The organism is Pseudomonas sp. B21-051 (assembly GCF_024748795.1).
GTDB lineage: Bacteria > Pseudomonadota > Gammaproteobacteria > Pseudomonadales > Pseudomonadaceae > Aquipseudomonas > Aquipseudomonas putida_A.
Genome location: NZ_CP087166.1, coordinates 2,183,253 through 2,201,957, shown reverse-complemented (window position 1 = coordinate 2,201,957; position 18,705 = coordinate 2,183,253). Strand labels below are relative to the sequence as shown.

The following is an 18,705-nucleotide window of genomic DNA, read 5'->3' as shown; positions in this document are numbered from 1 at the left end:
CATCACAAAACCGCGTCATGGCTGACAAGCTAGTAGACGCCCCGCGATGGGGCACTGATTAAATGGTGTTAATACTTTAATACTAGGGCCGTCTAAAACGGGGGTTTCAGCCAGTAAACATTGAACTCTGTGTACGCCACTCTCCCTGTAGGAGCTGCGGCACGCTGCGATCTTTTGATCTTGATCCTTAAAAACAAAATCAAAAGATCGCAGCGTGCCGCAGCTCCTACAGGGGCGAACGGAGCGACTTGGTACGTGTTGTGCAAACGTTTGCGACCTGCCTATAACGGCTTTTTCGTAACAAAACCGTACAGACCCGCAGAACCCGGGCCTCGATCCGCAAAAAAAGGACTTTGAATGCACGCTGCTTCCCTTCTTCGCGCCCCATTTGCGCGCACGTTTGCTGTTTCCCTGCTACTGACCGGCGTTACCGGAGTTCTCAGCCACAGCGTACTGGCACAACCGGCCCTGCCCGATGAATCCGCCCAGGGTGAAGCCCTCAGCCCGGAAGCTGCCCCGCCGAAAAAAGGCGCTTATCTGTCGGACTGGTACAACCAGGACCTGACACTGATCGGCAGCAAGGACATCAGTTTCGGGCCGCAACCGGCCGACGATATCTATCTGGAATACGAGTACTTCGGGCGCAAGGGGCCGTTCGAGCTGTATGGCTACGTCGACATTCCGAAGATCTTCAACATCGGCAACAGCCACGACAAAGGCGTGTGGGATCACGGCTCACCGGTGTTCATGGAACACGAGCCGCGCATCTCCATCGACTACCTCGCCGGCCGCAGCCTGGCCATCGGCCCGTTCAAGGAATGGTACGTGGCGTTCGACTGGATCTACGATCACGGCAGCCGTAAAGAGAACCGCGCCAACACCCTGTACAGCGGTTTCGGCACCGACATCGACACCCATTCGCGGGTCAACCTGTCGGCCAACCTGTACGGGCGCTACCAGTGGGAAAACTATGGCGCGAGCAATGAGTATTCGTGGGACGGCTACCGCGCGCAGCTCAAGTACATCGTGCCCATCGACAAATTCAGCAACGGCGCGTCGCTGACCTACATCGGTTTCACCAACTTCGACTTCGGCTCGGACATCCACAAGGACAACCCGGCACGCACCGCCAATGCCACGGTGGCGACCAACGTGTTGCTGTACTCGTTCACCCACTTGCGCTTCACCCTGGTCGGCCGTTATTTCCACAACGGTGGCAACTGGGAGGACGGCAGCGAGCTGAACTTCGGCGACGGCAATTTCCGCGCACGCTCCAATGGTTGGGGTTACTACGCCGGCATCGGCTACCAGTTCTGAAATCAGGAGATTCTCATGCAAGCAATGACGCGTCTGACCCTGGCCGCTGCGGCCCTGCTCTCTTCCACGGCCTGGGCTACTGAAGCGCCGATCCAGCCGAAAGTCGTGCTGATCACCATGTTCGCCCCCGAGGCGCAGCACTGGATCGAACGTCTCGACCTCAAGCAGGAAGTCCGCGTGCCGGGGCTGTCCGCCGAGTACCCGACCATCCGCTGCAACACGCAGCAGGTGTGCCTGTTGACCACCGGCATGGGCCAGACCAATGCCGCCGCCTCGACCCTGGCACTGGCCCTGTCGCCGAAATTCGACCTGCGCAAAAGCTGGTTTCTGATCGCCGGGATCGCCGGGATCAGCCCGAAACACGGGACCATCGGCACCGCCGCGTGGGCGCATTACCTGGTGGAATTCGGTACCCAATGGGAGCTGGATTCGCGCGACGCGCCGGCGAGCTGGCCGACTGGCTACCTGGGCATCAACACCAAGGGGCCGAACGAAAAACCGCCGCTGGACTACAAGACCGAAGTCTTCGAACTCAACCCGAAATTGCAGGCCAAGGCCTTCGCCCTGAGCCACAAGGTCGAACTGAGCGAGAGCACGGAATCGGCGGTGTGGCGCCGGAAATACCCGTCAGCCCCGGCCAATCAGCCGCCGGTGGTCACGCGTTGCGACACGCTGGCGGGCAACACCTGGTTCTCCGGCACACGCCTGAGCGAACGGGCCGAAGTCTGGACCAAACTGCTGACCGACAACCAGGGTGAATATTGCACCACGCAACAGGAAGACAACTCGACCTACGAGGCCTTGTTACGCGCCAGTCGCGAAGGTCTGGTGGATGTGCAGCGTCTGGCCGTGGTGCGTGCCGGCTCTGACTTTGATCGTCCGGAACCGGGTGGCAGCGAGGTGGACAATCTGCTGAAGTACGCCGATCAGGGCGGCTTTGTGCCGGCGCTGGAAAACCTCTATCGCGCCGGCAATCCGCTGGTGCAGGACATTCTGAAAAACTGGTCGGCGTGGGAAAACGGCATCCCGCAATCCTGAGTACAACACGGTAAAAATGTGGGAGCGAGCTTGCTCGCGAATGCGGTGTATCAGCCAATACTTGCTTCGCTGACACAGCGCTTTCGCGAGCAAGCCCGCTCCCACAGTTGTTTTGCGGTGTCAGGGGATGAGAATAATCTTGTCGCCACTGCCCTGATTCACCTGCGCGTAGCTGTCCAACCCCTCCGCCAATGGCACCTCCACCAACCCCTGCGGCGACGGCAACAGATCCTCATCGAAGAACCGCCCAAACTGCTCGAGCATCACCGCACAGGCTTGCACGCCGTACAGCAGCGAGTTGATCCCGACCACCGAACCGCCCTTGCGGTACAACGCCAGCGCCGGCAACTGTACATGGCCGTCGACCGGTGCGGCGATGATCGCGATGCGCCCGAACGCGGCCAATGCCGCCACCGAGGCCGGCAGCCAGAAACCGGTGGTGTCGAAGATCACGTCGGCGCCGCCGCTGTACTCCGCATTGACCTGTGCGCCGAGGTCTTCGGGTTTATCCAGCTGAATTGTCGAATAGCCCTGCGCCTGCAACTCCTTGACCTGCTCCGGCCGCCGCGCAGCCGCGAGGATTTGCGCACCACGCACCTTGGCCAGCGCCAACGCCGCCGTGGCCACCGCACCGCCGCCGATCACCAGCAAACGGGTTTCAGCGCTCACCAGACTGCGTTCCAGCGCATCCCACGCCGTGGTGTACGGAACGCCGAGGCTGGCCGCCTGGACGAAACTCAAGTGCGAAGGTTTGTGCGCCACGCCATTGGCCGGCAGTTTGACGAACTGCGCGTGCGAGCCATCGGCGAAAAAGCCCAAGTCGCGCCCGGTGCCCCAGACTTCCTGGCCGATCAACGCCGGCGGCCCTTCGACCACGACACCGGCAAAATCGCGCCCGGGAATTCGCGGCAATGTGGTGTACGGAAACCGTCCGAGCACGTTCTTCACATCGCTGGGGTTCAGGCCGGCGGCCTTGATCTCGACCAGAACTTCATCAGTGCCGGGCATTGGGGTCGGTACGTCGACGAAGCGCAGGGAGGACAGATCGCCGGTTTTATCGAATTGCAGTGCTTTCATGAGGACATCCACTGAAGAGAGAAAGGGAATTCAGGACAGCCAACCAGCGACCAGTTGCCGGCCCATCGGCCACAACTGCTCACCCGCCAGCATGCCCAGCAGCCCCACCAGCGCGATGGCCGGTGGTGCCGGGGAACGGAAGTCCAGTGCGCCATAGAGCAGGCCGACGCCCAGTCCGATGGCCAGCGAAATCAGGTAATTCATAGGAAAACTCCGCCGCGTTAAAAGAATGGGCAGAGTCTAGGGAAGGATGGATACAAGCGTCGGCCAAGGACTTCTGAATTTCGGCCAATCTCAGGCGATACCCCCTGTAGGAGCTGCCGCAGGCTGCGATCTTTTGACTTTGATTTTGAAAACAAGATCAAAAGATCGCAGCCTGCGGCAGCTCCTACAGGGATCGGGTCAGGCCGTGGAGAATTGCGAAGGTGCCACACCCAGCTCGCGCCGGAACATGTCACTGAAACTGCTCGGTGAATACCCCAGCTCGCGAGCAATCGCACTCACCGGCACGCCCTGAATCAACTCGGCCACCGCCGTCGCCAGTTGCACCTGCCGCCGCCATTCGGCGAAGCCCATGCCGAGACTGTCCTTGAACAACCGCGCCAGCGTGCGTACGCTGGCCCCGGCATTTTCCGCGTGCTGCTCGAACGGGACCTCCAGCGACGGCGCTGCCATCACCGCCTGGCACAGATTCATCAGGCGCCGGTCGGAATCGTCCGGCAGCGGGATCTTCAATTGTGAGCGCCGGGCACGCTTGAGCTCCAGCAACGCCAGCCCGACCAAGGCGTCGTAATAAGCCGGCTCACCGCTGTCGCCCTGCTCCACCAGGCCGACGATCAACTCACGCAACAGCCCACCAACCTCGATCACCTGCACCGTCGAATCCAGCGTTGCCGCCAGCACCGGGCGCAGGTAGATATTGCGCATCTGCAAGTCCGAGACCACACGAATCCCGTGCGGCACCCCGGGCGGCAACCACACCGCGCGCTGCGGTGGCACCACCAGCGCCTCATGTGGGGTCTCGACCCACATCACCCCGCTCATCGCATACAGCAACTGCCCCCAGACATGCTCGTGCGGCTCGATGAACAGACCACGCGGATAGGTGCGCGCCAGCGGCTGCACCGGCACATCGGTATCCGTGAGATCGGGGGGCGCGGCGAGGGCCATGGCGAGCATTCATTGGGGTTGGCGGAGCGGCCATGTTAACCACTGCGTCGATGCGTCGCCAACGATAGATACCGTCGGACAATCCGAGTGAATTTTCCCGACGCGCCGCGATCCTTCTAATACCACAGGGAGGAATACGGGCTTTATGAACAACGCAAAACTGTTTGTCATCGATTACACCCTTCACGGCACGCCCAAGTCGTTCATTATCCGTTCGGACAAAATGGATAACGCCGAGGCGTGGCACTGGGCAAGTTGTGACGCCGGTGTGGGTCGCATCCCGCGTTTCGGCCGGGAAAAAGTGCAAAAGACCAGCAAACCGATGGCGGAGAAATTCGGCGTGGAAAATGTCACATGGCGACCGGCGAGCTAGACTCTCGTCAGGCGATGGGGACTCTTTGGGGGGGATACACAATGACCAACATCTTCAGCCCGGCGCATCTGGATTACGGCCTGGACACCCTGTTCGGCCGTATCACCAAAAGCGTGGACTGTCAGGTGGGTCTTGAGGCTGTCGAAGACGATCCCTATAGCTTCGCCCTGCGCGTGCCGGCGCCGTTACCGGAAGACCTCGACCAGGCGAAAACCGTGGTGGTCAGGGTTGACGGTCGACGGCTGCAAGGCACGGTTCGCCATGCCGAACGGCTGGATGATGAAAGCCTGAAACTGCAAGTGGAGTCTGATTAGGCTCCACTTTTTTATGCGCGCGGTTATTTGGGGTGGGCGCAATGGCAGCCTTTGCTTGAACACTCTTCACCGCCCTTGTGGTGGTGCGCGCAGGCTTCACAGCAATAGTGTTTGCCGTGCACGGCGTAGGCGTGTTCGCCATCCTTGATGGTGCATTTGCAGTTGGGGCAGTCGCATTTTCTATCGGGCATGGGGGCAGACTCCTTTTTTTGGTGGTTGTCTGGGCTTTCGGGATAAGCCGTAAATACCAGTGTAGGAGCTGCCGCAGGCTGCGATCTGTTGATCTGGTTTTTTTGGGGAATTGGGTGAATATCCGTTTCTGCGGGTGCTGCCGCTGGCGGTTTCGCTCTTACAGCGAGTCACCTTTTCCAAACGCCGAAAAGGTAACCCAAAAGGCTTTGCCCCGGCGTACGGCACTTCGCTTAGGCTCAGTGTTCCCTCGCTACGGTGTCCATCCGGGGGCATCGCCTCCGGTTTGCTTCGCTGCACCTCCTCTCGATGTATGCGGCTTCGCCGCATGGCGCTGCGCGCCTAACCCCCGGATGGACACCTTCGCTCGGCCTGCCGAAGGGGCTGAAGATCAAAAGCCAAATCAAGAGCCAGAGCCAGAGCAAGATCAAAAGATCACAGCCTTCGGCAGTTCCTACAGGGGATCGGGTGTGGTCAGTTTGAGATCGGTCGGCTGTCAGGCCGCCATCGCCAGCAGGCTGGCTCCTACAGAAAAGCAAAAGTCGAGCACGCGCTTTTCCACCACTCAACAGGATGAGCGTTAGCTCGGCTGCGGCTTTTGATCTTGATCCACGAGCGACGTCGGAAGGCTGAGTGGAGGGATTCATCCGGGGGTGGGAGCGCAGCGACCGTTTGGCGCAGCCAAACACAGCGAGAGGAGGTGCAGCGAAGCAAACCGTAGGCGCTGCGCCCGGATGAAGCCCGGAGCGAAGGGACCCCGAGCCCCAGCGAGCGGGCCGAACGTAGGAGCAAGCGTTTTTGGTTACTTTTGGGGCGTTTGCCAAAAGTGACCCGCCGTAAGGGCGGAACCCTAATCAGCAACACCCGCAGCAACGGATATGCACCCAAAACCAAAACTCAATCAGAACGACGAACACTGCTCCGATACATAAAAACCAAAGCCAACCCCAGACACACCATCGCCAACACCCGAGAAGACGAAAGCTCGATCGCCGGATTCCCCAGCCAGCCAAAATTATCGATCAACATCCCCATCCCAAGTTGACCAACAATCACCGCAACAGTCGCCACCGCAGTCCCCACAACAGGCACCGCACCGACCATGACCATCATGTAAACCACCCCAAACAGCGCCCCGCAGACCTGCCACTTCGGCACATCAAGCAAACTCACCGCATGCGCCGGTTCAAAAAACACAATCAATAACCCGGTGACCACCGCCCCGACGAAAAACGTCAGCAAACTACTGCGCAACACTCCGACGCTTTCACCGAGGCGTCCATTGATCGCCGCCTGCACACTCAACACCGCGCCAGCCAACACCACCACTGCCAACAAAATAACCAGACTCATATTCTCAACCCCGCGCAATCAGAACCAATGCCACCACAATCAACACCAACGCCAGCCAGCGCTCGGCATTGACCTTCTTGCGCGTCGCGCCGAACCAGCCGAAATGGTCGATCAGCACACTCTTGCCGACCTGTCCGGACAGAATCGCGATCATCGTCATCGCGATCCCGATATGCGGCGTCGCCAGGGTCAGCACCACCACGTACATCGGCCCGAGAAAGCCGCCAATCAATTGCCAGCGCGGCAGGTCAGTCAGCGCCGGGCCTTTCTGCGGGCCGGCAAACAACAGCAGCAAAAACAGAATCGCCGAACCCACGCCGAAGATGCTCAAAGTCGCCCACAGATGCCCGACCTGCTCCCCCAACGGCCCCAGTAACCCGGCCTCTACCGACAGGCCCATGCCGGCCAGAATCACCAGCGGCAGCAACAACAGGCGCAACCACGAATGGGTCGCCGGCGCCGGCACACTCACTTCATCCAATGTCTGCATCATCCAAAATCCACGCAAGTAAACGATGGCGCGGATTATCGGCTAGCGTAGCTGTGCAATAAATGGGAGCATCCAGACAACACTTTTGCGCAACTCGCACAACAGGACGATCCATGCATGGGCTGAACGAACTGGGATTCAAGGCACTCAGGCTGTTTGTGGCGGTGCTCGACCACGGCAGTTTTTCCGAAGTCGCCCGCCGCGAGGGCGTGGCGCCCTCTTCAATCTCGCGGCAGATCCAGTTGATGGAGCAGGCATTGAACCAACAATTACTCTACCGCCACACCCGCGCCGTCACGCCGACCGAAGCCGGGCGCATGCTCGGCCACCATGCGCGGCTGGTGCTGGTACAACTGGAAGAAGCCGAGCAGGCGTTGCAGGAACAGCAAAGCGAACCCACCGGCTTGGTGCGGATCAACGCGCCGGTGGTGTTCGGCCAACGGCATCTGACGCCGTGGCTCGGTCAGTTGTGCGCGCGCTATCCGAAGCTGCAACTGGACATCCAACAGACTGACCATTACGTCGACCCGTTGCAGGAAGGCGCCGACCTGCTGTTTCGCATCGGTCCGATGCACGACTCGAGCATGCAGGCGCGGATTCTGGCGCCGCACCGCTTTCAGGTCGCGGCCAGTCCGGCGTATCTCAAGCGCCACGGCACGCCGCAACACCCGGAGGACCTGGCGCAACATCAATGTCTGGCCTACAAAGGTGCGACCGGTCAGCAACGCTGGTTCTTCCGTCAGGACCAGGGCGACTGGACGCCTTACTCGGTCAAAGGCCCGATCACTGGCAACCACGCCGACACCCTCACCCAGGCCGCCGAGCAAGGCCTGGGGCTGGTGATGTTTCCGTCCTGGCTGATTGGAGAGGCGGTGCGTGAAGGCACGCTGGTGCCGGTGTTGCGCGAGTATCAGGTGTCGAACAGCCTGGAGCCGCAGCAGATCGCGGTGCTGTGGCCGGGGAGTCGAAGGTTGTCGGTGAAGGTGCGGACGGTAATTGATTTTTTCATCGAATGTTTCGGCGAAATCCCGTACTGGGACAGGCCTTAATCCTTACACCGTCCCCGTGTAGGAGCTGCCGAAGGCTGCGATCTTTTGATCTTTTAAACAGCAAGATCAAAAGATCGCAGCCTTCGGCAGCTCCTACACAGGTTTGTGTAAAACGTTAAATACGGAACTGGCCTACGAGTTTGCCCAAGCGCTGGCCGAGGTCGGCCAGACTGCGCGAAGTCTGCGCGCCCAACTGGGTCTCATCCGCCACGCTGTCCACCGCCACCGCGATCTGATGCACGCTGCGGTTGATCTCTTCGGCCACCGCCGTTTGTTCCTCGGCAGCACTGGCGATCTGCGCGTTCATCGAGTTGATGGTCGCGATCAGGTCAGCCATGGCGTCCAGCGAGGCCCCGGCCTGATTGGCCTGCGCCGAAGTGCCATCGCCCGCTTCGCTGGAACGACGCATCGCTTCGACCGCCGACTGTGTGCCGGCCTGCAGGCGATCGATCATGCCTTGAATTTCCTGAGTGCTGATCTGCGTGCGGCTTGCCAGCGCCCGCACTTCGTCCGCCACCACCGCAAAACCGCGCCCGGCCTCCCCGGCGCGCGCCGCTTCGATCGCCGCGTTCAACGCCAGAAGATTGGTCTGCTCGGCAATCGAGCGGATCACCCCGAGCACGCCGACAATCGACGACACGTCCTGCTGCAGGCTGTCGAGCGACACGCCGCTGCTGCGAATATCATCCACCAGCGCATGAATCTGCTTGATGCTGCCGGCCACCACGCGTTTGGCGCTCTGGCCTTCTTCATCGGTCTGTTGCGCGGCGACCGCGGCGTTCTGCGCGCTCTTGGCGACTTCCTGGGCGGCGGCGGACATCTCGTTGATCGCCGTGGCGACCTGATCGGTCTCGTGGCGCTGACGCTCCATCGCCTGATCGGAACGCTGGGCCTGATCCGACACCTGGGTCACCAGCCCGGTCAGTTGCGTGGTCATCTCGGTGATCTGCCGCACCAGGCCGTGGATCTTGTCGACGAAGCGGTTGAACGAGCCGGCCAGTTCGCCGAGTTCGTCCTGGCTGGTGATGTTCAACCGGCGGGTCAGATCGCCCTCGCCCGCCGCGATGTCGTCGAGATTGGCTTTCATCAGGTTCAGCGGCCGCAGAATGGTGTTGGCCAGCAGCATCCCCGCGATGGCAATCACCAGCAACACCACCACCGCCACGCCGACGATGCTGAGGATCACGCCTTGCATGCGCTCCTGCACTTGCGCTTCGACCAACGCCACTTGCGCTTCAATGCCGTCGAGGTTGACCGAGGTGCCGACTGCCATGTCCCACTTCGCCAGGTATTCGGTGTAGCCGAGTTTCGGCACCAGCACGCTGGCATTGCCCGGCAGCGGTGAGCTGTATTGCAGATAGTGGGTGCCGTCTTTCGCCACTTTCACCAGGCCGAGGTTGACGTAGACCCCATTCGGGTCGCGATTGTCCTTGAAGCTTTTGCCCACGCCTTCGGGGTCGTTGGCCTTGAACAGGCGTACGGTCTCGGAGTCGTAGCCGAAGAAGTAGCCGTCCTTGCCGTAGCGGATGCCCGAGAGCAGCTTGATCGCCTGCGCCCGCGCCGCGTTGTCGCCGGGGACGGCGGCGTCGTACAGCGGTTTGATCGTGGTCATGGCCACGGCGACGTAACTTTGCAGCGTGGCCTTGGCGTCGGCGAGCAGGCGCTCGCGGGTCTGTTCGACCTCGGTGTGCGCCTGCTGCTGGAGGATGAACAGCGTGGTCAGGCTGATGACCAGCGCAAAGAGCAGCACCGGCAGGACGGCAAGGGACAGGACTTTGGCCTTGAGACTCAAGCGCATGGGGGGGCTCACTCTTTTGGTTTTATTGGCGTGGTTAAAGGCGTTAACGGCACGCGCGAGCAAAAGTTGAACCCAAAAAAAGATCGTCCGATCGCGGCCCGAACCTTCGGCAGCTCCTACACCAATCTCTGTAGGAGCTGCCGAAGGCTGCGATCTTTTGATCTTCAGCTTTTAATCAGAGGACCATCGCCGCCACCCAACCGAACGCCAGCAGCGGCAGGTTGTAGTGCAGGAAGGTCGGGACCACGGTGTCCCAGATGTGGTGATGCTGGCCATCGACATTCAGACCGGAGGTCGGGCCCAGCGTCGAGTCCGAGGCCGGCGAGCCGGTATCGCCCAGCGCCCCGGCGGTGCCGACGATGCACACGATGGCCATCGGGCTGAAGCCCAGTTGCACGCACAGCGGCACGAAAATCGCCGCCAGAATCGGCACCGTGGAGAACGATGAGCCGATACCGATGGTCACCATCAGGCCCACCAGCAGCATCAACAGCGCGCCGATCGCCTGACTGTGATCGATCCACGCCGCCGCACTTTCGACCAGCGAGCGCACTTCGCCGGTGGCCTTGAGCACTTCGGCGAAACCCGAGGCGGAGATCATGATGAAGCCGATCATCGCCATCATCTTCATGCCTTCGGTGAACAGGTCGTCGGTCTCGCGCCATTTGACGATGCCCGAGGCCGAGAAAATCAGGAACCCGGCCAGTGCGCCGATAATCATCGAATCCAGCAGCAACTGAATGATGAACGCGGCGGCAATCGCCAGACCGGCAATGCCAATGGTCTTCGGGTTGTATGCCACGCTGACCTGCTCGACCTGTTCGATCTTCTGCAGATCGTAAACACGCTTTTTCCGATAGCTGAAAAACACCGCCATCAACAGGCCGAAGACCATGCCCAGGGCCGGAATCGCCATGGCGTGCATGACGTTGATCTGGCTGATATCGACCCCGGCCTTGCTGACGTTGGCCAGCAGGATCTGGTTGAGGAAGATGTTGCCGAAACCCACCGGGAACACCATGTACGGGGTGATCAGGCCGAAGGTCATGACGCAGGCGATCAACCGGCGATCCAGCTGCAACTTGGTCAGCACATATAACAGTGGCGGAACCAGCAGTGGGATGAACGCAATGTGGATCGGCAGGATGTTCTGCGAGGCAATCGCCACCACCCACAGCAGACCGATCAGCAGCCACTTGACGCTGCCGCCGCCGGTCGAATGCTGGCGGTCGACCATCGCCAGGGCCCTGTCGGCCAGCGCATGGGCCAGACCGGACTTGGCAATCGCCACGGCGAAAGCGCCGAGCAATGCGTAGGACAACGCCACCGTCGCCCCGCCACCCAGGCCGCTGTTGAACGCCTTGAGCGTGGCGTCGATGCCCAGACCACCGGTCAGGCCACCGACCAGCGCACCGACGATCAACGCGATCACCACGTGTACGCGGGACAGGCTGAGGATCAGCATGACGCCGACCGCAGCAATCACTGCATTCATTTCACTACCTCAAAAACACTGCGATGAAATATCACCGCCAGACAGGATGAGTCCGCCAACGGTTAACCGGCGGATTTGCAAAGAGGGTCTTATTAGAAGGGCGCGCACTGTGCCGCAGAGTGGCGATGGTGTCAAAGCAACCGAATGTAACAACCGATGAACAACCCTGTAGGAGCTGCCGCAGGCTGCGATCTTTTGATTTTGATTTTTAAAAAACAAGATCAAAAGATCGCAGCCTGCGGCAGCTCCTACAGGGGATTGGTTGCGTGCGGCAATTGGTCATATTGCGCTTAACAATAAAGAAAGCCGAAACGCGGCCGTTACAGTGCAAAGTCTCAGATATTTATCGAATAAGGACGTCTCCATGTCGCTCAGACAACTTTCCATTCAATGGAAAATCACCCTGCTCGCCGGCCTGTGCCTGGCGGGCATCGTGACCCTGCTGGTGGGTCTTTCGCTGTATCGCATGGAGCACAGCTCCGAGCTGGTGAAAGCTTCGAGCATGGAGATGCTGACCGAGTCGGCCCAGGCGCGCATTGAATCGCAGGGTGAGGTGCAGGCTGCCGGGATTCGCCAACAGTTCATGGATGCCTATCAGTACGGTCACGGTTTTTCGCGTCAGGTGCTGTTTTTGCGCGAGCAGGCCGAGAAGCGCTTCCTCGATGCCTTCGACCTGCGCGAAGACATGACCCGTCAGGTCAAGTCCGCGCTGCAGGCCAACCCGGAGCTGCTCGGTCTGTCGCTGGTGTTCGAAGCCAACGCCTTGGATGGCAAGGATGAGCTGTTCGCCGGTCAGGCTGAACTCGGCAGCAACGACAAGGGCCGTTTTGCCCTGTACTGGTCGCAGCCGACTCCCGGCAAAGTCACCTCGATGGCCCTGCCGGAAAGCGACATGACCGACACCAGCACCGGCCCCAGCGGTCAGGCCGCCAACGCCTGGTTCACCTGCCCGCGCACCACGCTCAAGCCGTGCGTGATCGAACCGTACTTCTATGTGATCGACGGTCAGAACGTGCTGATGACCAGCATCGTCTTCCCGCTGATGGTCAACGGCAAAGTCATCGCCTCGCTGTCGGTGGACATCAATCTCAACAGCCTGCAGGCGATCAGCCAGGGCGCGAGCAAAAAACTCTACGACGGCCAGACCGCCGTGAGCATCATCAGCCCCACCGGCCTGCTCGCCGGTTACAGCCCGGATGCGAGCAAACTGAGCAAGCGCCTGGATGCCGTGGACACCGTCAGCGGCGCCGAACTGCTGCGTCAACTGGCGGCCAGCAGCAGCATCAGCAGCCTGCACAGCAACGGCCAGTTGAAAGTCCTGTCGCCGTTCCAGCCGATCCCCGGCGGGCCGTCGTGGGCCGTGTTGCTCGACGTGCCGGAAAAGGTTCTGGTCAGCCGCGCCGAAGCGCTCAAGCAGCAACTGGATGCGAGCAACAACTCCGGCACCCTGATCGAACTGAGCCTCGGCGTGCTCGCCGCGTTGGTCGGCCTGCTGCTGGTGTGGCTGATGGCGCGCAGCGTGACCAAACCGATCCTCGGCGTCGCGCATATGCTCGAAGACATCGCCAGTGGCGAAGGCGATCTGACCCGGCGCTTGGCCTATGACAAGCAGGATGAACTCGGTCAATTGGCCGGCTGGTTCAACAAGTTCCTCGACAAGTTGCAGCCGATCATCGCCGAGGTGAAACGCTCGGTGCAGGACGCGCGCAACACCGCCGACCAGTCATCGGCCATCGCCACCCAGACCAGCGCCGGCATGGAGCAGCAATACCGTCAGGTCGATCAGGTCGCCACCGCCTCTCACGAAATGAGCGCCACCGCGCAGGACGTTGCACGCAGTGCTGCGCAAGCCGCCGAAGCGGCCAAGGACGCCGACCGCGCCACCCGTCAGGGCCTGACCGTGATCGACCGCACCACCGCGAGCATCGACACCCTCGCCGCCGACATGAGCGCGGCGATGGTTCAGGTCGAAGGCCTGGCCGCCAACAGCGAGAAGATCGGCACCGTGTTGGAAACCATCCGCGCCATCGCCGAACAGACCAACCTGCTGGCGCTCAACGCGGCGATCGAAGCCGCTCGCGCCGGTGAAGCCGGGCGTGGTTTTGCCGTGGTCGCCGACGAAGTGCGCAACCTCGCCCGCCGCACCCAAGAGTCGGTGGAAGAAACCCGTCAGGTCATCGAACAACTGCAGACCGGTACCCAGGATGTGGTCGGCTCGATGGGCAACAGTCATCGTCAGGCGCAGGGCAGTGTCGAACAGGTCGGGCAAGCGGTGACCGCACTGCGCCAGATCGGCGATGCGGTGACGGTGATCAGCGACATGAACCTGCAGATCGCCAGCGCGGCGGAAGAACAGAGCGCGGTGGCCGAGGAGATCAACAACAACGTGGCGACCATTCGTGACGTGACCGAATCGCTGTCCGGACAGGCCAACGAGTCGGCGCGGGTGAGCCAGTCGCTGAACAGCCTGGCGAATCAGCAGCAGAGTCTGATGGATCAGTTCCGGGTCTGAAAACCACCCCCTCCCCTGTAGGAGCTGCCGCAGGCTGCGATCTTTTGATCTTGGTTTTTAAAAAAATCAAAGTCAAAAGATCGCAGCCTTCGGCAGCTCCTACAGGGGTTTTGTGGGGATCCGGGATCAGCGTTTAGGCAGCTCGATCACCACCTTCAACCCGCCCCACTCGCTCTCGCCCAGCACCAGCAACCCGCCCCACGTCTCGACGATATCGCGCACGATCCCCAGCCCCAGGCCATGCCCGTCAGTCTGCTCATCGAGCCGCGTGCCACGGCTGAACACCTGAGTGCGTTGCTCCTCAGGAATCCCTGGCCCGTCATCTTCAACGCTCAGGGCGTAGCCATCTGTTCTTTCGATCACACTCAGGCGCACTTCGGCGTCCGCCCATTTGCAGGCGTTGTCCAGCAGGTTGCCGAGCAGCTCCAGCAAGTCCTCGCGATCCCACGGCAGTTGCAGCCCCGACGGCGCGACGTAGCTCAGCGCCAGATGCTCGCCGTGGATCATGTTCAGCGTTGCCAGCAATCCCGGCAGTTCCGCATCGCAATCAAACAGCGCACCCGGCAGCGCATCACCGGATAACCGTGCGCGATTGAGCTCACGATTGAGCCGCTGTTGCACCTGTTCCAGTTGCTCCTTGAGGATTCGGCGCAGCTCCGGGTGGGCATCGAGTTTTTCGCTCGACGCAAGACTCAAAAGCACCGCCAACGGCGTCTTCAGCGCATGTCCCAGATTGCCCAGCGCATTGCGCGAGCGCTTGAGGCTGTCTTCGGTGTGCGCCAGCAGATGGTTGATCTGCGCCACCAGCGGCTCCAGCTCGACCGGCACCTGATCGTCCAGTTGCGAGCGCTGGCCCTGCTGCAACTGGGCGATCTGCTCGCGCGCGCGTTCCAGCGGCTTCAACGCGCGGCGCACCGTCAGCCGTTGCAGCAGCAGAATCAGCAGCAAACCGGCCAGGCCCAGCCCGAGGCCGATCTGGCGCATGCGCTGGAAACTCTCGCGCACCGGGGTGTAATCCTGGGCGACGCTGATCGAAATCGACTGCCCCAGACGTCGATAGTCCGAACGCAATACCAGCAACTGCTGACCGTCCGGCCCCAGTTGCAGGTTGCTGTGCAAACCCGGGTGCTCCAGCAGTGGCAGATCCTGATCCCACAGCGAACGCGAGCGCCAGTGGCTGTCGGCAAAATCGATGCGGAAGTAATGCCCGGAAAACGGTCGCTGATAGGCCGGCGACAGGTGCCGCTCATCCAGTTGCAGACCTTGCGGGCCACGCACCAGCGCGACCAGCAGGCTTTCGCTGTCGTTGCGCAGACCGGCTTCGAGATAACGCTGCAAACCGACTTCGAACAACCACAGGCTGGTTTGCGCCAGCACCAGGCCGACGATCACCATCACGCTGATCAAGCCCAGGCTCAAGCGGCGCTGGATCGACCTCACGAAGCTTGCCCGCCGAACAGGTAACCCTGGCCGCGACGGGTTTCGATCACCGCTTTACCGAGCTTGCGCCGCAGGTGGTTGACGTGGACTTCGAGGACGTTGGAATCACGCTCGGTCTCGCCGTCGTAGAGGTGCTCGGCGAGGTGGGATTTCGACAGGATCTGTTCCGGGTGCAGCATGAAATAACGCAGCAGGCGGAATTCGGCGGCGGTCAGCTGAATCTCGCTGCCGTCGCGAATCACGCACTGGCGACCTTCGTCCAGATGCAGGCCGGCGGCCTTGAGCGTCGGCTGGTTGGCCTGGCCCTTGGAGCGGCGCAGCAACGACTGCACCCGCAGGTGCAGCTCTTCGGGATGGAACGGTTTGGTCAGGTAATCGTCGGCGCCGGCCTTCAGGCCTTCGATGCGCTCGGCCCAGGAATCGCGGGCGGTGAGGATCAGCACCGGGGTCGACAGGCCACCGGCGCGCCATTGCGCCAGCACCTCCAGCCCGGGAACGCCGGGCAGGCCGAGGTCGAGAATGATCAGGTCATACGGCTCGCTGCTGCCCTGATAGACCGCATCACGCCCGTCCGCCAGCCAGTCCACCGCGTAGCCTTGGCGCTGCAGGCCGGCGATCAGTTCGTCGGCCAGCGGCACGTGGTCTTCCACCAGAAGCAAACGCATCGGTCAATCTTCCTTGTCTTTCACGAGTTCGCCGGTATCGGCCTTCAGGTGCAGCTCGCGCGCTACACCCTCGGCCGTCAGCAACTCGACTTCATAAACATAGACGTCGTGCTTTTCCTCCAGCTCGACCTCCAGCAGTTTGGCCCCCGGATAGCGATCCAGCGCCTGTTGCAAAACCTGCTCCAGCGGCAGGATCACCCCCTGCTGACGCAGCTTCAGCGCTTCGTCCTGATCGAGGTCGCGGGCCATCGCCGCCGAGCAAACAATCACAAGCGCCAACGCCGTGCGGCTGGTGGCGCGAACATTAACCTTCATTACGTATCCTGATGATCCTTGAGAACCTGCCCAGTGACCGCGTCTAATTCCAGATCCCACTCCAGCCCTTGCGGATCACGCATTTCGACCTGGTAGACGTACTTGCCGTACTCCTCTTCCAGCTCGGTTTCGGTGATGGTCGAGCCCGGATGTCTGGCCAGCGCCGTGGCGTTGAGCTTCTCGAAGGAGACGATAGTACCAGCGTCGCGCAGACGCAGGGCTTCATCGGGGCCAAGATCGCGGGCATGGGCGAGGCTGGCGGTCAGGCCGATGATCGAGGCAATGGACAGGGCAGTCAGGGTTTTCATGGGTTCTCCGTATTTTTATGTGCAGCTACGGTGGGCACCATAGCGGTGCGAACTTAACTGAAACTGAATTGCCATCATTGCCCTGTAGGAGCTGCCGCAGGCTCGGGCCGCGTTCGGACGATCTTTTGATTTTGCCTTTAAAAGTCAAAAGATCGCAGCCTGCGGCAGCTCCTACAGAGTTCGGTAACATGTGCTTATAATTGTTCGCTTGCTAACGATCGAGACCGGTATGACTGCCATCCACATCAAGTTCCCCGCCCTCACCCTCAAGGCCGGCCCACGGGCCATGGCACGCATTCGTGCCCAAGGGCTGAACGCCGCCGACGTCGGCACCCTGCCCGGTGCGGCCGGCGGGCCGAAGGCATTGGGGATTCAGGGGCTGGATCTGGCGTTGTTCGGAGAATGGCTGCCGAGCGCGCCGCGAGAGCGCTCGCTGATCGGCGCGTCGGTCGGTTCCTGGCGCTTCGCCAGCGCCTGCCTGCCGGACGCCGCCGAAGGCATCCGCCGCCTCGGCCAGTTGTACGCCGAGCAGAATTTCAATAAAGGCGTGACCATGGCCGAGATCAGCGCGAGCTCGCAGCGCATGCTCAATGACCTGCTCGACGGCCGCGACGCCAGCATCCTCAACAACGCCGACTACCGCCTGAACATCATGGTGGTGAAAAGCCACGGGCGCCTGGCAGATGACCATCGCGGCCGCCTCGGTCTGGCGCTGGGCTCGGTGATCGCCGATAACCTGCGCGGGCGGGCACGGCTGTCGCGGCACTTCGAACGGCTGATCATTCACGACCCGCGCCTCGCGCCGCCGGTGAATGCGCTGAATGACTTTCCGTCGCGCTTCGTCGCCCTCAACGCCGGCAACCTGCGCCAGGCGCTACTGGCCTCCGGCTCGATCCCGATGGTCATGGAAGGCGTACGTGACCTGCCGGGCGCCGGTGCCGGCACCTTTCGCGACGGCGGGCTGCTCGACTATCATCTCGACCTGCCCTACAGCGGCGACGGCATTGTGCTCTATCCGCACTTCACCGATCGGGTGATTCCCGGCTGGTTCGACAAGACCCTGCCGTGGCGCCGTGCTTCGGTCGAGCGCTTGCAGGACGTGCTGTTGCTCGCGCCATCAAAGGAATATCTGGCGCGCCTGCCCTACGGCAAACTGCCCGACCGTAACGACTTCAAGCGCTTCATGGGCGATGCGCCGAGTCGGCAGAAATACTGGCACGCGGCGATGGACGAAAGCCGCCGACTGGGTGACGAGTTTCTCGAACTGGCCGCCAACGGTCGCCTCGCCGAACGCTTGCTGACCCTTTAGTCAGTGTTTTCCCGCATCGCCAAACACAAGCTGGTAAACTCGCCGCCTGCCCGAATCGCTGCGGCGAACGCCACCTGAACAGAGCCGAAAATACTGTGGAAATCTTCAAGGAATTTACTTTCGAATCCGCCCACCGCCTGCCGCACGTACCGGACGGCCACAAGTGCGGACGCCTGCACGGTCACTCGTTCAAGGTGGCGCTGCACCTGAGCGGCGACCTCGATCCGCACACCGGCTGGATCCGTGATTTTTCCGAGATCAAGGCGATCTTCAAGCCTCTGTATGAGCGTCTGGACCACAACTACCTGAACGACATTCCCGGCCTGGAAAACCCGACCAGCGAAGTCCTGGCCAAATTCATCTGGAATGAAATGAAGCCCCTGCTGCCGGAACTCAGCGCGATCCGCATTCACGAGACCTGCACCAGCGGTTGCATTTATCGCGGTGAATGATCCAAACAGATCCCTGTGTAGGAGCTGCCGCAGGCTGCGAT

Annotated in this window: 19 protein-coding genes and 3 pseudogenes; 9 read left to right on the top strand and 13 right to left on the bottom strand. The window is 61.3% G+C overall.

Going from position 1 to position 18,705, the window contains the following annotated elements:
- Positions 1-357 precede the first annotated feature (357 nt).
- Both LOY52_RS09910 and LOY52_RS09905 read left to right on the top strand, forming a co-directional pair.
- On the top strand, positions 358-1,317 hold the full coding sequence (locus LOY52_RS09910) for a nucleoside-specific channel-forming protein Tsx (RefSeq protein ID WP_258679295.1): 960 nt from the start codon (positions 358-360) through the stop codon (positions 1,315-1,317).
- A gap of 15 nt (positions 1,318-1,332) precedes the next feature.
- Positions 1,333-2,355, top strand: coding sequence for a purine nucleoside permease (locus LOY52_RS09905; RefSeq protein ID WP_258679294.1), 1,023 nt, complete (start codon positions 1,333-1,335; stop codon positions 2,353-2,355).
- A gap of 120 nt (positions 2,356-2,475) precedes the next feature.
- Here the strand turns inward: LOY52_RS09905 and LOY52_RS09900 are convergent, their stop codons facing one another.
- The 3 genes from LOY52_RS09900 to LOY52_RS09890 all read right to left on the bottom strand — a co-directional run bounded on the left by LOY52_RS09900 (position 2,476) and on the right by LOY52_RS09890 (position 4,602).
- Complete coding sequence (locus LOY52_RS09900; RefSeq protein WP_258679292.1) at positions 2,476-3,432, bottom strand: zinc-binding alcohol dehydrogenase family protein; 957 nt, start codon at positions 3,430-3,432, stop codon at positions 2,476-2,478.
- Between the two features lie 30 nt (positions 3,433-3,462).
- Positions 3,463-3,636, bottom strand: a complete 174-nt coding sequence (locus LOY52_RS09895) for a DUF1427 family protein (RefSeq protein WP_007969534.1) — start codon at positions 3,634-3,636, stop codon at positions 3,463-3,465.
- 198 nt (positions 3,637-3,834) lie between these two features.
- Positions 3,835-4,602, bottom strand: a complete 768-nt coding sequence (locus LOY52_RS09890; RefSeq protein WP_258679290.1) for a helix-turn-helix transcriptional regulator — start codon at positions 4,600-4,602, stop codon at positions 3,835-3,837.
- A 145-nt stretch (positions 4,603-4,747) separates the two neighbouring features.
- On the opposite strand from LOY52_RS09890, the gene LOY52_RS09885 reads away from it, so the two are divergent.
- Positions 4,748-4,975, top strand: a complete 228-nt coding sequence (locus tag LOY52_RS09885; protein WP_003223528.1) for a DUF6555 family protein — start codon at positions 4,748-4,750, stop codon at positions 4,973-4,975.
- A gap of 41 nt (positions 4,976-5,016) precedes the next feature.
- On the top strand, positions 5,017-5,289 hold the full coding sequence (locus LOY52_RS09880) for a hypothetical protein (protein ID WP_258679289.1): 273 nt from the start codon (positions 5,017-5,019) through the stop codon (positions 5,287-5,289).
- Between the two features lie 23 nt (positions 5,290-5,312).
- Here the strand turns inward: LOY52_RS09880 and LOY52_RS09875 are convergent, their stop codons facing one another.
- The 3 genes from LOY52_RS09875 to LOY52_RS09865 form a co-directional block, all read right to left on the bottom strand.
- Positions 5,313-5,480 carry a metallothionein gene (locus LOY52_RS09875; protein ID WP_258679287.1) on the bottom strand — a complete coding sequence of 56 codons (168 nt, stop codon included), beginning with the start codon at positions 5,478-5,480 and terminating at the stop codon, positions 5,313-5,315.
- A gap of 895 nt (positions 5,481-6,375) precedes the next feature.
- Positions 6,376-6,831, bottom strand: coding sequence for a DMT family transporter (locus LOY52_RS09870; RefSeq protein ID WP_095138734.1), 456 nt, complete (start codon positions 6,829-6,831; stop codon positions 6,376-6,378).
- A gap of 4 nt (positions 6,832-6,835) precedes the next feature.
- Complete coding sequence (locus tag LOY52_RS09865) at positions 6,836-7,321, bottom strand: DMT family transporter (RefSeq protein WP_258679844.1); 486 nt, start codon at positions 7,319-7,321, stop codon at positions 6,836-6,838.
- Positions 7,322-7,434: 113 nt separating this feature from the next.
- Here LOY52_RS09865 and LOY52_RS09860 point away from each other — a divergent pair, with 113 nt between their 5' ends.
- Complete coding sequence (locus LOY52_RS09860; protein WP_258679286.1) at positions 7,435-8,370, top strand: LysR family transcriptional regulator; 936 nt, start codon at positions 7,435-7,437, stop codon at positions 8,368-8,370.
- A gap of 115 nt (positions 8,371-8,485) precedes the next feature.
- Here the strand turns inward: LOY52_RS09860 and LOY52_RS27425 are convergent.
- The 3 genes and pseudogenes from LOY52_RS27425 to LOY52_RS09850 all read right to left on the bottom strand — a co-directional run.
- A pseudogene (locus LOY52_RS27425) lies at positions 8,486-9,079 on the bottom strand (methyl-accepting chemotaxis protein); the annotation flags it as partial.
- 312 nt (positions 9,080-9,391) lie between these two features.
- A pseudogene (locus LOY52_RS27420) lies at positions 9,392-10,168 on the bottom strand (cache domain-containing protein); the annotation flags it as partial.
- A 175-nt stretch (positions 10,169-10,343) separates the two neighbouring features.
- On the bottom strand, positions 10,344-11,663 hold the full coding sequence (locus LOY52_RS09850) for a Na+/H+ antiporter family protein (protein ID WP_258679284.1): 1,320 nt from the start codon (positions 11,661-11,663) through the stop codon (positions 10,344-10,346).
- A gap of 364 nt (positions 11,664-12,027) precedes the next feature.
- On the opposite strand from LOY52_RS09850, the pseudogene LOY52_RS27415 reads away from it, so the two are divergent.
- Positions 12,028-13,269: pseudogene (locus LOY52_RS27415) on the top strand (cache domain-containing protein); the annotation flags it as partial.
- 150 nt (positions 13,270-13,419) lie between these two features.
- Entirely contained in the window at positions 13,420-14,175 is a 756-nt protein-coding gene (locus LOY52_RS27410) for a methyl-accepting chemotaxis protein (RefSeq protein ID WP_371262551.1), read from the top strand.
- A gap of 126 nt (positions 14,176-14,301) precedes the next feature.
- Here the strand turns inward: LOY52_RS27410 and LOY52_RS09840 are convergent, their stop codons facing one another.
- From LOY52_RS09840 to LOY52_RS09825, 4 genes are read right to left on the bottom strand one after another with little or no spacing between them, the layout of a single operon-like run.
- Positions 14,302-15,615 carry a sensor histidine kinase gene (locus LOY52_RS09840; protein WP_258679282.1) on the bottom strand — a complete coding sequence of 438 codons (1,314 nt, stop codon included), beginning with the start codon at positions 15,613-15,615 and terminating at the stop codon, positions 14,302-14,304.
- Entirely contained in the window at positions 15,612-16,280 is a 669-nt protein-coding gene (locus LOY52_RS09835) for a response regulator transcription factor (protein ID WP_258679280.1), read from the bottom strand. The genes LOY52_RS09840 and LOY52_RS09835 overlap by 4 nt, the downstream gene beginning before the upstream one ends.
- Before the next feature lie 3 nt (positions 16,281-16,283).
- On the bottom strand, positions 16,284-16,595 hold the full coding sequence (locus tag LOY52_RS09830) for a PepSY domain-containing protein (protein WP_258679279.1): 312 nt from the start codon (positions 16,593-16,595) through the stop codon (positions 16,284-16,286).
- Entirely contained in the window at positions 16,595-16,903 is a 309-nt protein-coding gene (locus LOY52_RS09825) for a PepSY domain-containing protein (RefSeq protein WP_027614000.1), read from the bottom strand. The genes LOY52_RS09830 and LOY52_RS09825 overlap by 1 nt, the downstream gene beginning before the upstream one ends.
- 229 nt (positions 16,904-17,132) lie before the next feature.
- Between LOY52_RS09825 and LOY52_RS09820 the strand changes: the two genes are divergently transcribed.
- On the top strand, positions 17,133-18,212 hold the full coding sequence (locus LOY52_RS09820; RefSeq protein WP_258679277.1) for a patatin-like phospholipase family protein: 1,080 nt from the start codon (positions 17,133-17,135) through the stop codon (positions 18,210-18,212).
- Positions 18,213-18,307: 95 nt separating this feature from the next.
- A complete protein-coding gene (gene queD / locus LOY52_RS09815; RefSeq protein WP_007915588.1) occupies positions 18,308-18,664 on the top strand; it encodes a 6-carboxytetrahydropterin synthase QueD in 357 nt (118 codons plus the stop codon).
- Positions 18,665-18,705 lie beyond the last annotated feature (41 nt).